Source organism: Salmonella sp. 741265073_HBA, from assembly GCF_046569105.1.
Taxonomy (GTDB): domain Bacteria; phylum Pseudomonadota; class Gammaproteobacteria; order Enterobacterales; family Enterobacteriaceae; genus Salmonella; species Salmonella enterica.
On sequence record NZ_JBKFRY010000014.1, the window covers coordinates 1 to 17696 of the forward strand.

The following is a 17696-nucleotide window of genomic DNA, read 5'->3' on the forward strand; positions in this document are numbered from 1 at the left end:
GTCAGTGGTGGCGCATTATAGGGAGTTATTTCTGCCTGACAAGAGGAAATTTAAAATAATTTTTCAAGTGCCTGGTATTTACCCAAAACGCCATTAAACCGCCAGTTTTTCGAGCGTTTCAAAGCCATAACGCTGTAAAACGGGTAATAATTGTTCAGCTCCTGGCGTCATTGCCATGCAATAAGCAATATTGGCATCGGTTGATTTCGCATCCGGCGCTTCATGTTCCAACAGCCAGGCTGTACGACGCGCTATCGCCGCGCCGGAATCCACTAACCGCGTCCCTTCGGGTAGGACTTGCAAAAGCTCGTCCCGTAATAGAGGGAAATGCGTACACCCCAGAACGACCGTATCAGGCGGCTCCGGCATTCGTAGCCATGGGCGTAATATGCGGCGCAGCTCTTCCAGCGATACCGAGTCGCCATGTAATTTAGCTTCCGCCAGTTCCACCAGTTCTGCCGACCCCAACATCGCTATCTGACATTCATTGGCGAAGCGCGCAATCAGCTCGTGAGTATAAGGACGTTTGACCGTCGCTCTCGTCGCCAGTAGCCCGACGACGCCATTGGCGGTCAGCCGCGCCGCTGGTTTAATCGCAGGCACAACGCCCACTACCGGGAAGGCAAACTTTTCACGTAATGCGGGAAGTGAGACCGTACTGGCGGTATTGCAGGCAATCACCGCCAGTGAAAGGGGATAGCGCTGCTGTACTGCAGTCACAATCTCGACAACGCGCTTAACGATAAACGTTTCGCTCTTTTCCCCGTAGGGGAAAGCCACGTTATCGAAAGCATATATATAGTGGAGATCCGGCAGGAGCCGCCGAATCTCATCATAGACCGACAATCCACCGACGCCGGAATCAAATACCAGCACGGTGGGACGTGGTTCAGAAGGTGTAGCTGCCAGACAAGGTGTATTCTCGTCCTGCAGTTTGGTAGCCATAAACTGTCTCGTAATCTTTGTCGAACAGGTTGGCTATTTTACCACGAACTGTCAGATGTGAGGTGACCGGATATGCAACCGTAAGATCCCATAAACTGACGCCGCCCATTTTTACTGTCCGGTATGGGTAAGCGGAGTAATCCGAATCATAGCGGGAACCAAGGTATTGATATGTCACCCCCCAGTCAAAATCGTAAACGTCCCAGTCAAGTTGATATTTTGCCATCTGTTTGGAACGCCGGGGTAATGGCGTATCGGTAATCGCATTACGCGCATCAACGTAATCATAACTGACCGTATGCGTTAACGGTCCGGTATCGAAATTCGCCGTCGCCTCAATACCTTTAATGCGCGCCTTACCTTCGTTGTAATATTTTTGCAGATGATCGTCATAATCGATCATGTCATTAATATCGTTACGATAACCTGAAATACGCCAGCTGACGCCAGCGGTTAGCCCTTCAAATGCGCCTTCCCACTGTTTACTCTTTTCAGGATTCAGGTTCGGATTACCGTAATAACCATACAGTTGGCCCAAATTAGGCGCTTTGTAGGAGGTTCCGTAGGAGGCAATAAAGCGGTAACCTTCTATAAACTCCCATCCCGCGCTGGTTTGCCATGTACCGTGACGACCAAACTGGGAGTTGTCATCACTGCGCGCCGCCGCTTCCAGAGTGAAGTCACCCAACTGTTGTAATCCTGTCAGGTAAACCCCGGTATTACGCTGGTCATATCCCTCGGGCACATAGCCGGTACCTGGCGTGGTAGTCTGTTTCTGCCAGTCTACGCCCGCCCCAACATTACCGTGCCCCACGACCACACTGTTGGTCCATTGAACATTGTACTGTTTCATCTCATCCAGCGTGGCGGAGGTATCATACCGGCCATAGTGCGGATCATAGTTGTAATCTTTACTGTGGCTATAGCTTGAAACCAGCTGAGACTGAATACGTTCGCCATTAAAGCGCAGCCCGGCGTCCCAGCTTTGGCTATAAAGTTTGCGTGTATCAATCAGCGGCGAGCCCGGCGAGTAATAGGCGTCGTAATCGGTACGGTTATCGTAGCCATAACCACGCACGAATCCGCTCCAGCGATCAGAAAAGGTATGCTCTAACGCGCCATAAAGCGTTTTACTCAAAAAGCCGTCCCGGTCAGGCTGCGCCTGCATCCCGGTACCGCCTTTCGCTACCACGTCAAACCCTTTGGTGTATTCGTAATCGCCGATCAACGTCGCCCGCGTGTTTTCGCCAAGTTGCTGTTGCGTCGAGATGTCGTAATTCTGGTAGCTATTGCTTCCCCATCCAGCGGTTAATGTTGTGCCTGGGTTATCGCGCGTCGTAATGATATTCACTACGCCGCCGATAGCATCAGAACCATAAATAGCGGAGCGCGGACCGCGAATATATTCAATGCGCTGTACCAGCGACACCGGGAACTGGCTGAGATCGGCGGACCCGCTCACGCCTGCTAAATTCAGACGCACGCCGTCAATCAATACCAGTACATGGCTGGAGTTGGTGCCGCGAATGAAAATGGAGGAGTTTTGTCCGGCGCCGCCGCTCTGCGCAATATCGACGCCAGGCAAACGGCGCAGAACATCATTTACGGAGGTCGATTGCCAGCGTTCAATATCCTGACGCGTCACGATGGTAACGGGCGCCAGAACCGCGCTGCGCGGCTGCTGAAAACGGTTGGCGGTAACAACCAGGGTATCCGGGCTAGTGTCCTGCGCCCAAGCGGAAAAGGCCGTGACGGAGAACGCCGTCAGCAGCGTAGCTTTTTTAATCATTGTAAAGCATCCACAATATAAGAAGGATGCCGCAGGCTTCATCGATAGTACGCGATGATGAAAAACCAGATGCGACGTTAGCCGGCAGGTCTTCGGGCTTGGAGGGTTATCCGTTGGCTGGATAGCAGAAATGATGACTTCCCGCCGGAGGCAGTGTCTGCTTACGCTCTCATCTCACCTTTCCTTACCGCTGCGCGTCAGCTCCAGATTTTCACTGGATTCCCTATTAACTCACAGGACCGGCCCACGGATGCTACCGTCTGTCACAACACCCTGTCCAGACCGCGCATCACAAATCAGAAATCATCAATAGCTGGACATCCACTGAGCAATCCCTACAATCCCCGCGTACTTTTATTATTCAGGATGCGATATGACCCCCGAACATCTTCCGACAGAACAGTATGAGGCGCAGCTGGCCGAAAAAGTGGCGCGCTTGCAGAGTATGATGGCGCCGTTTTCTGGCCTGGTTCCGGAAGTATTTCGCTCGCCGGTCAGTCACTATCGTATGCGTGCGGAATTTCGCCTGTGGCATGACGGCGATGACCTGTACCACATTATGTTTGATCAGCAGACCAAAAGCCGGATTCGCGTTGACACCTTCCCGGCGGCCAGCCAACTGATTAATACCTTAATGAAGGCGATGATTGCCGGCGTGCGCGATAATCATGCACTGCGGCATAAGCTGTTCCAGATCGATTATCTCACGACCTTGAGCAACCATGCGGTAGTGTCGTTGCTGTACCATAAGAAGCTGGACGAAGAGTGGCGTGAAGCCGCCACTGCGTTACGCGATGCTTTACGCGCGCAAGGTCTGAACGTACACCTGATTGGCCGGGCTACTAAAACCAAAATCGAATTGGATCAGGATTATATTGATGAGCGTCTGCCTGTGGCAGGTAAAGAGATGATCTACCGCCAGGTCGAAAACAGCTTTACGCAGCCAAACGCCGCCATGAATATTCAGATGTTAGAGTGGGCGCTGGAGGTGACGAAAGACTCAAAAGGCGATCTGCTTGAGTTGTATTGCGGCAACGGCAATTTTTCTTTAGCGCTGGCGCGCAATTTTGACCGCGTGCTGGCAACCGAAATCGCCAAACCGTCCGTCGCTGCCGCACAGTACAATATTGCCGCTAATCATATTGATAATGTGCAAATTATTCGCATGGCGGCGGAAGAGTTTACCCAGGCGATGAATGGCGTTCGTGAGTTTAACCGCCTGCAGGGGATCGACCTGAAGCGCTATCAGTGCGAAACCATTTTTGTCGATCCGCCGCGCAGCGGTCTGGACAGCGAAACGGAAAAAATGGTGCAGGCTTATCCACGTATTCTGTACATTTCCTGCAATCCGGAAACGTTGTGCAAAAACCTGGAAACGTTAAGCCAGACGCACACGGTGTCTCGCCTGGCGCTATTCGATCAGTTCCCGTATACGCATCATATGGAATGCGGGGTATTACTTACCGCAAGGTAAAATGTACGTCGGATGGCCGGTTATACCGCCATCCGGCCTTCGCACACTACTCTGCGGTGTCCTGCTTGCGGTTACGCAGCTTAAAGCCAATCCAGAATACCAGAATCACCGACAGCACCGCCGGGAAGAAATTAGAGCCAATATCCGGATATTCTGCACGCACGACGGTGCTATACAGTAAAACGCCAAGAATGAAACAGGCGGCGGCCAACCCCGGCAAACCTACCGGCATAGTACGATTTTGGTAGCGCTGATGCAGGCAATATACCGTCAGCACCAGCGAGATAACCGGGAATACGGAGAACGGCACAATAGCGCTAAACAGCGCCGCGAATGTGCCGTTAATCGATAAGCCAGCGATGAGCGCCAGCAACAGCGTACCTTTATCTTGACCTGACTGTTTCATTACTCGTCCTTCACGTTATTCGGAATGATGTGCTATTTTCTCTTGCTCACGGCGATACCAGTAATACGCCCCTTTCGCAATCATGCGCAGTTGCAATACCAGCCGCTCTTCTAATTGCCGACGCTGTTCAGCGCCGATGTCCAACGCCTCTGCGCCCGCGCTAAAAACAATAGTCACCATCGCTTCGGCCTGGGCTTCAGTAAACGCGCGCGGCATATGGTTTTCGAGTTCCAGATAGTCGGCAAGTTCCGCAATAAAATGCTGAATCTCCCGCGCGACGGCGGCACGAAACGCCGCTGAAGTGCCGGAACGCTCGCGCAACAACAGACGGAAGGCGTTGGGGTTGTTGCCGATAAACTCCATAAATGTGGAGACCGACGTGCGAATGACGCTGCCGCCTTTCGCGATGCGCTGTCGCGCCTGACGCATCAACTGACGCAGCATCAGACCGCTTTCATCCACCATCGTCAGACCGAGTTCATCGACATCGCGAAAATGACGGTAAAACGACGTTGGCGCAATGCCCGCTTCACGCGCCACTTCACGCAAACTCAGGCTGGCGAAACTCCGCTCAGCGCTCAGTTGGCTGAATGCAGCTTCCACCAGCGAACGCCGGGTTTTTTCTTTTTGTTGCGCTCTAACACCCATCACAATGTCTGAATCCTTCCATATGCCTTATTCGGCACTATACCAGAGAATAAAAGTAACGGGTTCACACTGGATTGTGAATGATTGTTTACAGACAGTTTGTGCTCCGGCTTCGCAAAAAAGCACAACGATAATTGGGTTAAAGCTGGGCAAATGTTATCATCGTGTTTATTTTATGTATAAAAACAGGTGAGTAATACCATGCCACATTCCTGGGATTATGATGCAGTCGTCATAGGGTCAGGCCCCGGCGGTGAAGGCGCTGCAATGGGTCTGGTTAAGCAAGGAGCACGCGTCGCGGTGATTGAGCGTTATCATAACGTTGGCGGCGGATGTACCCACTGGGGCACCATTCCATCCAAAGCCCTTCGCCACGCAGTCAGCCGCATTATTGAATTTAATCAAAACCCGCTCTATAGCGACCACTCCCGTCTTCTTCGTTCTTCATTCGCCGATATCCTTAATCATGCCGATAACGTGATTAATCAACAAACGCGTATGCGTCAGGGGTTTTATGAGCGTAACCACTGTGAAATCTTGCAGGGCAACGCCCATTTTATTGACGAACATACCCTGGCGCTGGAATGCCATGACGGCACGGTTGAAACTCTGACGGCAGAAAAATTTGTTATTGCCTGTGGTTCGCGTCCTTACCATCCCAATGATGTGGATTTCTCGCATCCGCGCATTTATGACAGCGACTCAATCCTGAGTCTCCACCATGAACCGCGCCACGTTATTATTTACGGCGCCGGCGTTATCGGCTGCGAATATGCGTCCATCTTCCGCGGTATGGATGTGAAAGTGGATCTGATCAACACCCGCGATCGCCTGCTGGCCTTTCTCGATCAGGAGATGTCCGACTCTCTCTCTTACCATTTCTGGAATAGCGGCGTGGTTATTCGCCACAATGAAGAGTATGAGAAAATCGAAGGCTGCGATGATGGCGTCATCATGCACCTGAAATCCGGTAAAAAACTGAAGGCTGACTGCCTGCTCTATGCTAATGGCCGTACCGGTAACACCGATTCGCTGGCGCTGGAGAATATTGGTCTGGAAACAGACAGCCGTGGACAGCTCAAAGTCAACAGTATGTACCAGACCGCCCTGCCGCACGTCTATGCGGTGGGCGACGTGATTGGCTATCCCAGTCTGGCCTCTGCCGCCTACGATCAGGGGCGTATTGCAGCGCAGGCGCTGGTGAAAGGCGAAGCGACCGCGCATCTTATCGAAGATATCCCCACCGGGATTTATACCATTCCGGAAATCAGTTCTGTCGGCAAAACCGAGCAGCAGTTAACGGCAATGAAAGTGCCTTACGAAGTGGGCCGCGCGCAATTTAAGCATCTGGCGCGAGCGCAAATCGTCGGCATGAACGTCGGCACGCTAAAAATTCTCTTCCACCGCGAAACCAAAGAAATTCTGGGGATTCACTGCTTTGGCGAACGCGCCGCCGAAATTATTCATATCGGCCAGGCGATCATGGAGCAGAAAGGTGGCGGTAACACCATCGAATACTTCGTTAACACCACCTTTAACTACCCAACCATGGCGGAAGCTTATCGGGTTGCGGCGTTGAACGGCTTAAACCGCCTGTTTTAACGCCTTGTCGAAATGGCCATCCATTGCGCCACGGATGGCCTCTGCCAGTTGCTCATAACGGCTACGCAGCGGCGATCCCGGGCGATAAACCAGCCCCACGGTACGACGCGGCTCCGGCTTAATGCATGGCAGATAAACCACGCCGTCGCGCTTACGCTCCTGCGGTACGGCCAGCGCGGGGAGTAGTGTAATACCACTGCCCGCCGCCACCATGTTGCGCAGCGTTTCCAGACTGGTCGCCCGGAAATGGGTATCTTCATCCGCTCCCGCTTCAAAACAGAACCCCATCGCCTGATCGCGCAGACAGTGGCCATCTTCCAGCATCAGCAATTTCTCGCCCGCCAGGTCGGACATCGGCACGCGATCGCGATTCGCCCACGGATGATCCTCATAAATAGCCAGCATCATGGGCTCATCAAACAGCGGCACTTCGATAAACGCCTCGCTCTCTTTCACCAGCGCCAGAATAGCGCAGTCAAGCTTGCCGCTATCGAGTTGCGCTAACAACTGATGCGTTTGCGCCTCATGCAGATACATTTCCAGCTTCGGGAAAGTCTGGTGCAACATTGGAATGATAAGCGGCAGCAAATAGGGACCAATCGTTGGGATTAAACCAATATGCAGCGGGCCGGACATCGTCTCGCCTTGTTGGCTTGCCATCTCCTTGAGCACCTTGACCTCACGCAGTACGGTACGCGCCTGATCCACCAGCAGTAAGCCCGCCTGGGTAAACAGCACCTTACGGCTCGTACGCTCCAGCAGCATAACGCCCAGCTCATCTTCCAGCTTACGTATTTGCCCACTAAGGGTTGGCTGGCTGACGTGACAGGAGTCCGCCGCTCGCCGGAAATGGCGATGTTCGGCTAACGCCACCAGATATTCAAGATCACGAATATTCATTATTCATCCTCCGTCGCCACGATAGTTCATGGCGATAGGTAGCATAGCAACGAACGATTATCCCTATCAACCTTTCTGATTAATAATACATCACAGAACGGAGCGGTTTCTCGTTTAACCCTTGAAGACACCGCCCGTTCAGAGGGTATCTCTCGAACCCGAAATAACTAAAGCCAACGTGAACTTTTGCGGACCTCTGGTCCGCTTTTTTTTGCGTAAAAAAGCCCGGCGTCGCTGATGCTCGGCCGGGCAGTATTACCTGATAGCGCGACGCTTATAAGGCCTACAACGCGAGGCGCGCCCTGGCATCGTCGATGGCCTGCGCCACCTGCTGCGGAGAAACGCCGCCTTTTGCCGCCCGTTTATCCAGACACGACTGCAAAGACAATATCGGATACACATCGTCGCCAATCACGCGGCTGAATTTCTGTAAATCGGCCAGCGGCAACGCTTCCAGCGGCTTACCCTGGCGAATAGCTTCTACCACCGCTTCGCCGACAATATGGTGCGCTTCGCGGAACGGCACGCCTTTCGCGACCAGGTAATCCGCCAGCTCCGTGGCGTTGGCATACCCCTGTTGCGCCGCGTCCTGACAACGTGGGCGTTTCACCTGAATACCGTCCAGCACCAACGCCGCCATATGCAGGCAGTCAAGCCAGGTATCGAGCGCATCGAACAGCCCTTCTTTGTCTTCCTGCATATCTTTGTTATACGCCAGCGGCAGACCTTTTAAAGTCATCATCATGCCGGTTAGCGCCCCTTGTACGCGACCGCACTTACCGCGAATCAGCTCCAGCGCGTCCGGGTTTTTCTTCTGTGGCATTAACGATGAACCGGAAGTCACGCGGTCAGAAAGCTCTACAAAGCCCGCTTCACCAGAATTAAAGAAAATCAGATCTTCCGCGAAGCGTGACAGATGCACCATGCCGATAGCCGCATCAGAAAGCAGTTCCAGTACGTGGTCACGATCAGACACGCTGTCCAGGCTGTTGCGGGTCGCAGACGTAAAGCCCAGCCAGCCTGCCAATTGTTCACGGTCAATTTCATAGGCCGTTCCCGCCAACGCGCCGCAGCCTAGCGGACTCACGTCCAGACGTTTAAGCGTGTCCTGCAGGCGGCTTTCATCGCGCGCCAGCATTTCGACATACGCGAGACACCAGTGGGCGAAAGTCACTGGCTGCGCGCGTTGCAGATGGGTATATCCCGGCATTACCGCGTCCTGGTTCGCCTGCGCGGTTTCCACCAGCGCGCTCTGTAGCTGGCGGTTAGCGGTAAGCAGTTCCCTCACCGTCTCTTTGCACCACAGTTTCAGGTCCGTCGCCACCTGATCGTTACGGCTGCGTCCGGTGTGCAGCTTTTTACCCAACTGACCCACTTTGTCGATGAGCTTACCTTCCACCCAGCTATGGATATCTTCCGCATCGCTTTGCAGGATTTGCTGCGGATTCGCGCGAACCTCTTCCAGCAGCACGTTCAGCGCTTCTTCCAACTGTCGTTGCTCATCGGCAGTCAGTACGCCTACCGTGACCAATGCTTTGGACCAGGCCACAGAACCGACAATATCCTGCTCCGCCAGACGGTAATCGAAGCGCAACGAATCATTGAATTGTTTAAACCGCTGGTCTGCCGCCTGTGTAAAACGCCCACCCCAAAGTGCCATAATAGACTTCCTTAAATTCTTCGAATTTCACTGCCGGATGGCGCTACGCTTATCCGGCCTATAATTTCTGTTCACGTAGGCCCGATAAGGCGCAGCCGCCATCGGGCGAACAAATAGTTAAGCCAGAATACGCGTGCCAATCGGCGTGCCGTTAAACAGCGCCGGCAGTTGCTCCGCATGACGCCAGGAAGCGATATCCACAGGGCGACCCAGCGCCCGCGCAGCATCGAGGGCCGCATTCACTTTCACAATCATCCCGTCGGTAATAATGCCCTGGTCGATAAGCTGCTCGGCTTTGGACGCCGTCATTTCGGCGATACGCTGGCCTTTGCCGTCCAGAATACCGCTCACGTCAGAAAGCAGGATCAGATCGGCCCCCAGCGTCGCCGCCAGCGCGGTTGCCGCCTGATCGGCGTTGACGTTCATCAGTTGGCCGTCGTCTGTTACGCCAATGGAGCTGACCACCGGCAGAAAGCCATTTTCCAGCAGCATGTTAATCAGCTTCGGCGACCCCGGCTGTGCCAGCCCGACGTGGCCTAAAGCTTCATCGAGTTGGGTCACTTTTACGCTGTCGCCATCGCCCAGAAACAGACCAACAGAGGCGATATGGTGTTTCTTCGCCCAGGCCAGCAGAGTTTTGTTAGCGGTTCCCGCCAGCGCGCCGGTAATGATGCCAATCTGATCGGCAGGCGTCACGCGCAGGCCGTCTTTCTTTTTCACTGGCAAATTAAGCCCTTTCATCAGCTCATCCACCACGCAACCGCCGCCGTGAACAATCACCAGCGGACGCTGATGGGACTCACGATAGTTGACCAGCGCGGTAAAAAGACGTTCCAGAGCCTCTTCGCTATCCAGTAATACGCCACCCAGCTTGATAATTAATGGATTCATCATTTCACCCTTAAATAAGAGACTGCGTTTCAGCGAAGCCAAAACGAATATTAGCGCACTGCACCGCCTGCGCCGCTGCGCCTTTCAACAAGTTGTCTTCGGTTGCCACCACAATCAGATGTTCGCCCTGGACGGCAAAACCAATATCGCAGAACGGCAGCCCGACGACGTTCTTTAACGCCGGAACGCCTTTGTCATACAGGCGCACCAGCGGTTTGTCGCCATAGGCTTTTTGCAACACGTCGGCGACCTGCGCATGGGTTACTCCCGCTTTCAGGCGGCAGGTAATGGTTTCCAGAATCCCGCGCGGGAAATTCCCCAGATGCGGGGTGAAGATGACCTCCGCGCCCAGATGGGCGGCGATTTCCGGCTGATGACGATGCGTAAACACGCCATACGGTTGCAAACTCACTTCACAGAAACTGTTCGATATTGCCGCCTTGCGCCCCGCGCCGCTCACCCCGCTGGTGGCATTAATTACCGGCCACTGCGTCAGATCCAAAAGACCGCCGTCAATCAGCGGTTTTAGCGACAACTGCGCTGCGGTTGGATAGCAACCAGGAACCGCAATCAGATTCGCCGTGTTCAGTTTATCGGCATTCCACTCCGCCAGACCGTACACCGCCTGCTCCAGCAGCTCAGGATACTGATGAGTAAATCCGTAGTACTTTTCATAGAAGGCGCGATCGTTTACCCGAAACGCGCCGGAAAGATCGAATACGACGCATCCGGCCTGTAAAAATTGCGGCGCCAGATCGTGGCTCACTTCATGCGCTGTCGCCAGGAACACCACATCAACATCTGCACTAAAATCACGTACATCCGACATCGGTTGCAATGGCAGGTCGACAATCCCTTTTAACTGCGGATGTAAATCAGAAATTAACTTTCCTGCATCATTGCTTTGCGCTGAGACGGTCAAAGCGGTTATGGTCATATGTGGGTGGCGATTTACGTAGCTTACAAGCTCTGCGCCCGCATAACCGCTAGCGCCTACAATCAGCGTATTCAACATCGGGTTCCTTTATGCTCAACGTTAATGTATTTTTATTCATAATTAATGCATGAATATTGATACTATCATGACCTGAGGTGTGTCAACAATGAAAAACGTTTTACCGCCATTTATCGAGATTTACCGCGCTCTGATTGCCACACCGTCGATAAGCGCAACCGAAGAATCCCTGGATCAAAGTAATGCGTCTTTAATCACTTTGCTTGCAGGCTGGTTCAGCGATCTTGGTTTCAACGTAGAGGTTCAACCGGTTCCAGGAACGCGAAACAAATTTAATATGCTCGCCAGCACCGGACATGGCGCGGGCGGTTTGCTGCTGACCGGCCATACCGACACGGTTCCCTTTGATGACGGACGCTGGACGCGCGACCCGTTCACGCTGACCGAGCACGACAATAAGCTCTATGGTCTGGGCACTGCGGATATGAAAGGCTTCTTCGCTTTTATTCTGGACGCGCTACGTGACGTTGACGTCACAAAGTTGAAAAAGCCACTCTACATTCTGGCGACCGCCGATGAAGAGACCAGCATGGCGGGGGCGCGTTATTTTTCCGAAACCACGGCATTACGTCCGGACTGCGCGATCATTGGCGAACCGACGTCGTTGCAACCGATACGCGCGCACAAAGGGCATATCTCTAATGTCGTTCGCGTCCTGGGGCAGTCCGGTCATTCCAGCGACCCGGCGCGTGGGGTTAACGCCATTGAACTGATGCACGATGCGATTGGCCATATCATGCAACTGCGTGACTCGCTGAAAGCGCGGTATCACTACGAGGCGTTTACCGTTCCGTATCCAACGCTGAATCTGGGCCATATTCACGGCGGCGATGCCTCAAACCGTATCTGCGCCTGCTGCGAATTGCATATGGATATTCGTCCACTGCCGGGCATGACGTTAAACGACCTTAATGGACTGCTTAACGACGCGCTGGCCCCGGTAAGCGAACGCTGGCCGGGCCGCCTGACGGTGGCGGAATTACATCCGCCGATTCCAGGTTACGAGTGTCCACCGGACCACCAACTGGTTGAAGTAGTAGAAAAACTGTTGGGAACAAAAACCGACGTGGTGAACTACTGTACTGAAGCGCCGTTTATGCAGACATTATGCCCAACGCTGGTGCTTGGTCCGGGCTCAATTAATCAGGCGCATCAGCCGGATGAATATCTCGAAACGCGTTTTATTAAGCCAACCCGGGAATTGATTACCCAGGTAGTACACCATTTTTGCTGGCATTAATGCATATTGCCCGGTGACACGATGTTTACCGGGCCTCCCCCGTCTTGTAGGCCGGATAAGCGCAGCGCCATCCGGCATCTCTACGCCACATGTTCATAAGCATTTCTTATTTGGCACGATGCGAATTAACTTTAATAAATTACCGCCATTTTTTCGTTTGCTGAACCGATTTCGCAGTAATTGACGCCACGGGTTTTACGTGGCTTTATAAAGATGAGAAGTGATGTGAAAAAGCTTGGTCCGAAAGATTTCGCGTTGCGGCAAGACGGCAAACGAGCACATCCCAGGGAGCTTACATAAGTAAGTGACCTGGGTGGGAGAGCGCAGCCAACGCCGCCGCAGCGTGAAAGATGCAGGACAATTACAACAGAGATGGGGTGTCTGGGATCATATGAACGAACAATATTCCGCGTTGCGTAGTAATGTCAGTATGCTCGGCAAGGTGCTGGGAGAAACCATCAAGGATGCGCTGGGAGAACACATTCTTGATCGCGTAGAAACAATTCGTAAGCTATCCAAATCTTCACGCGCCGGCAATGAAGCTAATCGCCAGGAGCTGCTCACCACGCTACAAAATTTGTCTAATGACGAGCTGCTGCCAGTTGCGCGCGCGTTTAGTCAGTTCCTGAACCTGGCCAATACTGCCGAGCAATACCACAGCATTTCGCCAAAAGGCGAAGCCGCCAGCAACCCGGAAGTGATTGCCCGCACTCTGCGCAAACTGAAAAACCAACCGGACCTCAACGACGCAACCATCAAAAAAGCGGTAGAGTCGCTGTCTCTGGAGTTGGTGCTAACCGCCCATCCGACAGAAATTACCCGCCGTACGCTTATTCACAAGATGGGTGAAATCAATAACTGTCTGAAACAGCTTGATAATACCGATATCGCCGACTACGAACGCCACCAGGTGATGCGTCGCCTGCGCCAGTTGATTGCCCAATCCTGGCATACGGATGAGATCCGCAAGCAGCGCCCAAGCCCGGTGGATGAAGCCAAATGGGGCTTCGCCGTGGTTGAGAACAGCCTGTGGCAGGGCGTACCTAACTATCTGCGTGAACTGAACGAACAGCTGGAAGAAAATCTCGGCTACAAATTGCCGGTAGATTTTGTGCCGGTACGTTTTACCTCCTGGATGGGCGGCGACCGTGACGGCAACCCGAACGTGACGGCGGATATCACCCGCCACGTACTCTTGTTAAGCCGCTGGAAAGCCACCGATCTGTTCCTGAAAGACATTCATGTTCTGGTATCAGAACTGTCGATGGTCGACGCCACGCCGGAGCTGCTGGCGTTAGTGGGCGAAGAAGGCGCGTCTGAACCGTATCGCTACCTGATGAAAAAATTGCGCGCCCGTCTGATGGCGACCCAGTCCTGGCTGGAAGCGCGTCTGAAAGGCGAGAAACTGCCCAAACCGGATGGCCTGCTGACGCAAAACGAGCAGCTCTGGGAACCTCTGTACGCCTGCTACCAGTCGTTACAGGCCTGCGGCATGGGCATTATCGCCAACGGCGAGTTACTCGACACGCTCCGCCGCGTGAAGTGTTTCGGCGTACCGCTGGTGCGTATTGATATCCGTCAGGAGAGCACCCGCCATACCGAAGCGCTGGGCGAAATTACCCGCTACCTTGGTATTGGCGACTACGAAAGCTGGTCGGAAGCCGACAAGCAGGCCTTCCTGATCCGCGAGCTGAACTCCAAACGTCCGCTGCTGCCGCGTAACTGGGAGCCGAGCAACGATACCCGCGAAGTGCTTGAAACCTGCAAGGTTATTGCCGAAGCGCCAAAAGGGTCGATCGCCGCCTACGTGATTTCAATGGCGAAAACGCCGTCTGATGTGCTGGCTGTGCATCTGCTGCTGAAAGAGGCTGGTATCGGCTTTGCCATGCCGGTCGCGCCGCTGTTTGAAACCCTCGACGACCTGAACAACGCCGACGACGTGATGACCCAGTTGTTGAATATCGACTGGTATCGCGGGCTGATTCAGGGTAAGCAGATGGTCATGATCGGCTACTCCGACTCGGCAAAAGACGCCGGCGTTATGGCCGCGTCATGGGCGCAGTATCAGGCGCAGGACGCCCTGATCAAAACCTGTGAAAAAGCCGGCATCGAGCTCACCCTCTTCCACGGCCGCGGCGGCTCTATTGGCCGTGGCGGCGCGCCAGCCCACGCGGCGCTGCTTTCGCAACCGCCAGGCAGTCTGAAAGGCGGTCTGCGCGTGACCGAGCAGGGCGAGATGATCCGCTTCAAATACGGCCTGCCGGAAGTCACCGTCAGCAGCCTGTCGCTCTACACCAGCGCAATTCTGGAAGCAAACCTGCTGCCGCCGCCGGAACCGAAAGACAGCTGGCGTCATATTATGGATGAGCTTTCCGTCATCTCCTGTGAAACCTACCGCGGCTACGTGCGCGAAAATAAAGACTTTGTACCGTACTTCCGCTCCGCGACGCCGGAACAAGAGCTGGGCAAATTGCCGCTCGGCTCACGTCCGGCGAAACGTCGTCCAACTGGCGGCGTCGAATCGCTGCGCGCGATTCCGTGGATCTTCGCCTGGACGCAAAACCGCCTGATGCTGCCAGCCTGGCTGGGCGCGGGTACTGCGCTGCAAAAAGTGGTGGAAGACGGTAAACAAAGCGAACTGGAAGCCATGTGCCGCGACTGGCCGTTCTTCTCCACGCGTCTTGGGATGCTGGAAATGGTATTCTCGAAAGCCGACCTGTGGCTGGCCGACTATTACGATCAGCGTCTGGTGGCGAAAACGCTATGGCCGCTGGGCAAAGAGCTACGAGACCTGCTGGAAGAAGACATTAAAGTGGTGCTGGCGATTGCCAACGATTCGCACCTGATGGCCGACTTACCGTGGATTGCGGAGTCCATTCAGTTAAGAAACGTTTATACCGATCCATTAAACGTGTTGCAGGCCGAGTTGCTGTATCGTTCCCGTCTGACTGAAGAGCAGGGCAAATCGCCCGATCCTCGCGTCGAACAGGCGTTGATGGTCACGATTGCGGGCGTCGCCGCCGGTATGCGCAACACCGGCTAACGCCAAAAGAAAGCCGCCCTCACGCAGTTATGTGGGGGCGGCATGAAATACTGCTGTCATCCTCGTCATTTTTTCAATATATTCCTGTCTGCATTTTATGCATTTGTAAATCTTTCTTAGCAAAACGTGCGGCATAAAGCAGGTTTGCTTCAGATTCTTTTAAGGTTCAGGCGTTACGTTTGGCGCTACGATTAAAGACAGGCTCTCATTATGCAATCCACATTACTCCAGACTAAACCCGCGTTTAGCTGGAAAGCCCTGGGCTGGGCACTGCTCTACTTTTGGTTCTTTTCCACCCTCCTGCAGGCCATTATTTATCTCACCGGATACAGTGGGACAAACGGTCTGCGGGATTCGCTACTGTACAGCTCACTGTGGCTGATCCCGGTCTTTCTGTTTCCAGGCCGCATCCGGGTTATTGCTGCCGTTATTGGCGTCGTACTCTGGGCCGCCTCGCTGGCGGCGCTGAGCTATTACGTAATCTACGGGCAGGAGTTCTCGCAAAGCGTGCTGTTTGTGATGTTTGAAACCAACGCCAATGAAGCCAGCGAATATTTAAGCCAATATTTCAGTCTGAAAATTGTTCTTGTCGCGCTGGCTTATACGGTGGCGGCGATTTTGCTGTGGACACGTCTGCGCCCGGTTTATATTCCATCCCCCTGGCGTTATCTGGTGTCGTTTGCCCTGCTGTACGGGCTGATCCTCCATCCCATCGCGATGAATACCTTTATCAAGCATAAGTCGATGGAGAAAACGCTGGATAGCCTGGCGTCACGAATGGAACCCGCAGCACCGTGGCAATTTATTACTGGCTACTATCAGTACCGTTTACAGCTCGCCTCGCTGAATAAACTGCTGAATGAAAACGATGCCCTGCCGCCGCTGGCTAACTTCAAAGACCACTCCGGCGATGCGCCGCGCACGCTGGTACTGGTGATTGGCGAATCGACCCAGCGTGGCCGTATGAGTCTGTACGGTTATCCGCGCGAAACCACGCCGGAACTGGACGCGCTGCATAAAACCGACCCCGGGCTGACCGTGTTTAATAACGTGGTAACTTCGCGACCGTACACCATTGAGATTCTGCAACAGGCGCTAACGTTCGCGGACGAAAAGAACCCGGACTGGTATCTGACGAAGCCATCGCTGATGAATATGATGAAACAGGCCGGGTATAAAACCTTCTGGATCACTAACCAGCAGACGATGACGGCGCGTAATACCATGCTGACCGTGTTCTCTAAGCAGACTGATAAGCAGTTCTATATGAACCAGCAGCGCACTCAAAGCGCACGCGAATATGACAGCAACGTGCTGGCGCCGTTTAAAGCGGTGTTAGCCGACCCGGCGCCGAAAAAATTCATTATTGTGCATCTGCTGGGAACGCACATTAAATACAAGTTCCGCTATCCAGAAAACCAGGGCAAGTTTGATGGTAAAACCGACCATGTTCCGCCGGGATTAAGCAGCGACGAACTGGAATCGTATAACGATTACGACAACGCGAACCTGTATAACGACTATGTTGTCGCCAGCCTGATTAAGGACTATAAAGCGACCGATCCGAACGGTTTCCTGCTCTACTTCTCCGATCACGGTGAAGAAGTGTATGACACGCCGCCGCATAAGACGCAGGGACGAAACGAAGATTCGCCAACCCGTCATATGTATACGGTGCCGTTCCTGCTGTGGACCTCAGAGAAATGGCAGGCGGCGCATCCGCGCGACTTCTCACAGGATGTCGATCGTAAGTACAGCAGTTCCGAGCTTATCCATACCTGGTCGGACTTAGCGGGCCTGACCTATGATGGTTACGACCCGACGCGTTCCATCACCAACCCGCAGTTCAAAGAGACCACGCGCTGGATTGGCAACCCGTATAAGAAAAATGCGCTGATTGATTATGATACGTTGCCGTATGGCGATCAGGTCGGTAATCAATAGCCTATATGCTGCCCGATAACGCTAACGCTTATCGGGCCTGGTGTTCTTCTCTCCCGTAGTCCGGATAAGGCGCAAAGCGCCGCTATCCGGCAATAATCGCTTGAGGACATCGGTTTTCGACGTTACTGTTTCCTCTGTT

General features: G+C 53.6%; 13 protein-coding genes and 1 riboswitch. Of the genes, 5 read left to right on the forward strand and 8 right to left on the reverse strand.

What is annotated here, in order from left to right:
* Positions 1 to 93 precede the first annotated feature (93 nt).
* Positions 94 to 945 carry a glutamate racemase gene (murI, locus tag ACLD3P_RS17480; RefSeq protein ID WP_262944092.1) on the reverse strand — a complete coding sequence of 284 codons (852 nt, stop codon included), beginning with the start codon at positions 943 to 945 and terminating at the stop codon, positions 94 to 96.
* Entirely contained in the window at positions 890 to 2734 is a 1845-nt protein-coding gene (gene btuB / locus ACLD3P_RS17485; RefSeq protein ID WP_411006553.1) for a TonB-dependent vitamin B12 receptor BtuB, read from the reverse strand. The genes murI and btuB overlap by 56 nt, the downstream gene beginning before the upstream one ends.
* Positions 2735 to 2799: 65 nt before the next feature.
* Positions 2800 to 2993: riboswitch (cobalamin riboswitch) on the reverse strand.
* A gap of 114 nt (positions 2994 to 3107) precedes the next feature.
* Between btuB and trmA the strand changes: the two genes are divergently transcribed.
* The gene (trmA, locus tag ACLD3P_RS17490; RefSeq protein ID WP_411006552.1) at positions 3108 to 4208 is read left to right on the forward strand and encodes a tRNA (uridine(54)-C5)-methyltransferase TrmA; all 1101 of its coding nucleotides are present in this window, start codon (positions 3108 to 3110) and stop codon (positions 4206 to 4208) included.
* A gap of 46 nt (positions 4209 to 4254) precedes the next feature.
* On the opposite strand, the gene ACLD3P_RS17495 is transcribed toward trmA, so the two are convergent.
* Positions 4255 to 4614: a YijD family membrane protein gene (locus tag ACLD3P_RS17495; protein WP_000813838.1), complete on the reverse strand. Its 360-nt coding sequence runs from the start codon at positions 4612 to 4614 to the stop codon at positions 4255 to 4257.
* A 15-nt stretch (positions 4615 to 4629) separates the two neighbouring features.
* The gene (gene fabR, locus ACLD3P_RS17500) at positions 4630 to 5265 is read right to left on the reverse strand and encodes an HTH-type transcriptional repressor FabR (RefSeq protein WP_000971958.1); all 636 of its coding nucleotides are present in this window, start codon (positions 5263 to 5265) and stop codon (positions 4630 to 4632) included.
* A gap of 198 nt (positions 5266 to 5463) precedes the next feature.
* On the opposite strand from fabR, the gene sthA reads away from it, so the two are divergent.
* On the forward strand, positions 5464 to 6864 hold the full coding sequence (gene sthA, locus ACLD3P_RS17505) for a Si-specific NAD(P)(+) transhydrogenase (protein WP_001120789.1): 1401 nt from the start codon (positions 5464 to 5466) through the stop codon (positions 6862 to 6864).
* On the opposite strand, the gene oxyR is transcribed toward sthA, so the two are convergent.
* From oxyR to argC, 4 genes are all read right to left on the reverse strand, one after another.
* Positions 6847 to 7764 carry a DNA-binding transcriptional regulator OxyR gene (gene oxyR / locus ACLD3P_RS17510; protein WP_001025919.1) on the reverse strand — a complete coding sequence of 306 codons (918 nt, stop codon included), beginning with the start codon at positions 7762 to 7764 and terminating at the stop codon, positions 6847 to 6849. The two genes, sthA and oxyR, sit on opposite strands and share 18 nt — an antisense overlap.
* A 283-nt stretch (positions 7765 to 8047) precedes the next feature.
* Positions 8048 to 9424 carry an argininosuccinate lyase gene (gene argH, locus ACLD3P_RS17515; protein ID WP_001230054.1) on the reverse strand — a complete coding sequence of 459 codons (1377 nt, stop codon included), beginning with the start codon at positions 9422 to 9424 and terminating at the stop codon, positions 8048 to 8050.
* Positions 9425 to 9541: 117 nt separating this feature from the next.
* Positions 9542 to 10318, reverse strand: coding sequence for an acetylglutamate kinase (gene argB / locus ACLD3P_RS17520; RefSeq protein ID WP_086776771.1), 777 nt, complete (start codon positions 10316 to 10318; stop codon positions 9542 to 9544).
* 7 nt (positions 10319 to 10325) lie between these two features.
* The gene (gene argC, locus ACLD3P_RS17525) at positions 10326 to 11330 is read right to left on the reverse strand and encodes an N-acetyl-gamma-glutamyl-phosphate reductase (protein ID WP_000935332.1); all 1005 of its coding nucleotides are present in this window, start codon (positions 11328 to 11330) and stop codon (positions 10326 to 10328) included.
* 88 nt (positions 11331 to 11418) lie between these two features.
* On the opposite strand from argC, the gene argE reads away from it, so the two are divergent.
* From argE to ACLD3P_RS17540, 3 genes are all read left to right on the forward strand, one after another.
* Complete coding sequence (gene argE / locus ACLD3P_RS17530) at positions 11419 to 12570, forward strand: acetylornithine deacetylase (protein WP_000800208.1); 1152 nt, start codon at positions 11419 to 11421, stop codon at positions 12568 to 12570.
* 391 nt (positions 12571 to 12961) lie between these two features.
* On the forward strand, positions 12962 to 15613 hold the full coding sequence (ppc, locus tag ACLD3P_RS17535; RefSeq protein WP_001005549.1) for a phosphoenolpyruvate carboxylase: 2652 nt from the start codon (positions 12962 to 12964) through the stop codon (positions 15611 to 15613).
* A gap of 210 nt (positions 15614 to 15823) precedes the next feature.
* Positions 15824 to 17557, forward strand: a complete 1734-nt coding sequence (locus tag ACLD3P_RS17540; RefSeq protein WP_001528929.1) for a phosphoethanolamine transferase CptA — start codon at positions 15824 to 15826, stop codon at positions 17555 to 17557.
* The last annotated feature ends 139 nt before the right edge of the window (positions 17558 to 17696 follow it).

What these genes read in the sequence shown, in the direction of transcription:
- murI (WP_262944092.1), bottom strand. Translation starts at nt 945, where the DNA reads ATGGCTACCAAACTGCAGGACGAGAATACACCTTGTCTGGCAGCTACA.
- btuB (WP_411006553.1), bottom strand. Translation starts at nt 2,734, where the DNA reads ATGATTAAAAAAGCTACGCTGCTGACGGCGTTCTCCGTCACGGCCTTT.
- trmA (WP_411006552.1), top strand. Translation starts at nt 3,108, where the DNA reads ATGACCCCCGAACATCTTCCGACAGAACAGTATGAGGCGCAGCTGGCC.
- ACLD3P_RS17495 (WP_000813838.1), bottom strand. Translation starts at nt 4,614, where the DNA reads ATGAAACAGTCAGGTCAAGATAAAGGTACGCTGTTGCTGGCGCTCATC.
- sthA (WP_001120789.1), top strand. Translation starts at nt 5,464, where the DNA reads ATGCCACATTCCTGGGATTATGATGCAGTCGTCATAGGGTCAGGCCCC.
- oxyR (WP_001025919.1), bottom strand. Translation starts at nt 7,764, where the DNA reads ATGAATATTCGTGATCTTGAATATCTGGTGGCGTTAGCCGAACATCGC.
- argH (WP_001230054.1), bottom strand. Translation starts at nt 9,424, where the DNA reads ATGGCACTTTGGGGTGGGCGTTTTACACAGGCGGCAGACCAGCGGTTT.
- argB (WP_086776771.1), bottom strand. Translation starts at nt 10,318, where the DNA reads ATGATGAATCCATTAATTATCAAGCTGGGTGGCGTATTACTGGATAGC.
- argC (WP_000935332.1), bottom strand. Translation starts at nt 11,330, where the DNA reads ATGTTGAATACGCTGATTGTAGGCGCTAGCGGTTATGCGGGCGCAGAG.
- argE (WP_000800208.1), top strand. Translation starts at nt 11,419, where the DNA reads ATGAAAAACGTTTTACCGCCATTTATCGAGATTTACCGCGCTCTGATT.
- ppc (WP_001005549.1), top strand. Translation starts at nt 12,962, where the DNA reads ATGAACGAACAATATTCCGCGTTGCGTAGTAATGTCAGTATGCTCGGC.
- ACLD3P_RS17540 (WP_001528929.1), top strand. Translation starts at nt 15,824, where the DNA reads ATGCAATCCACATTACTCCAGACTAAACCCGCGTTTAGCTGGAAAGCC.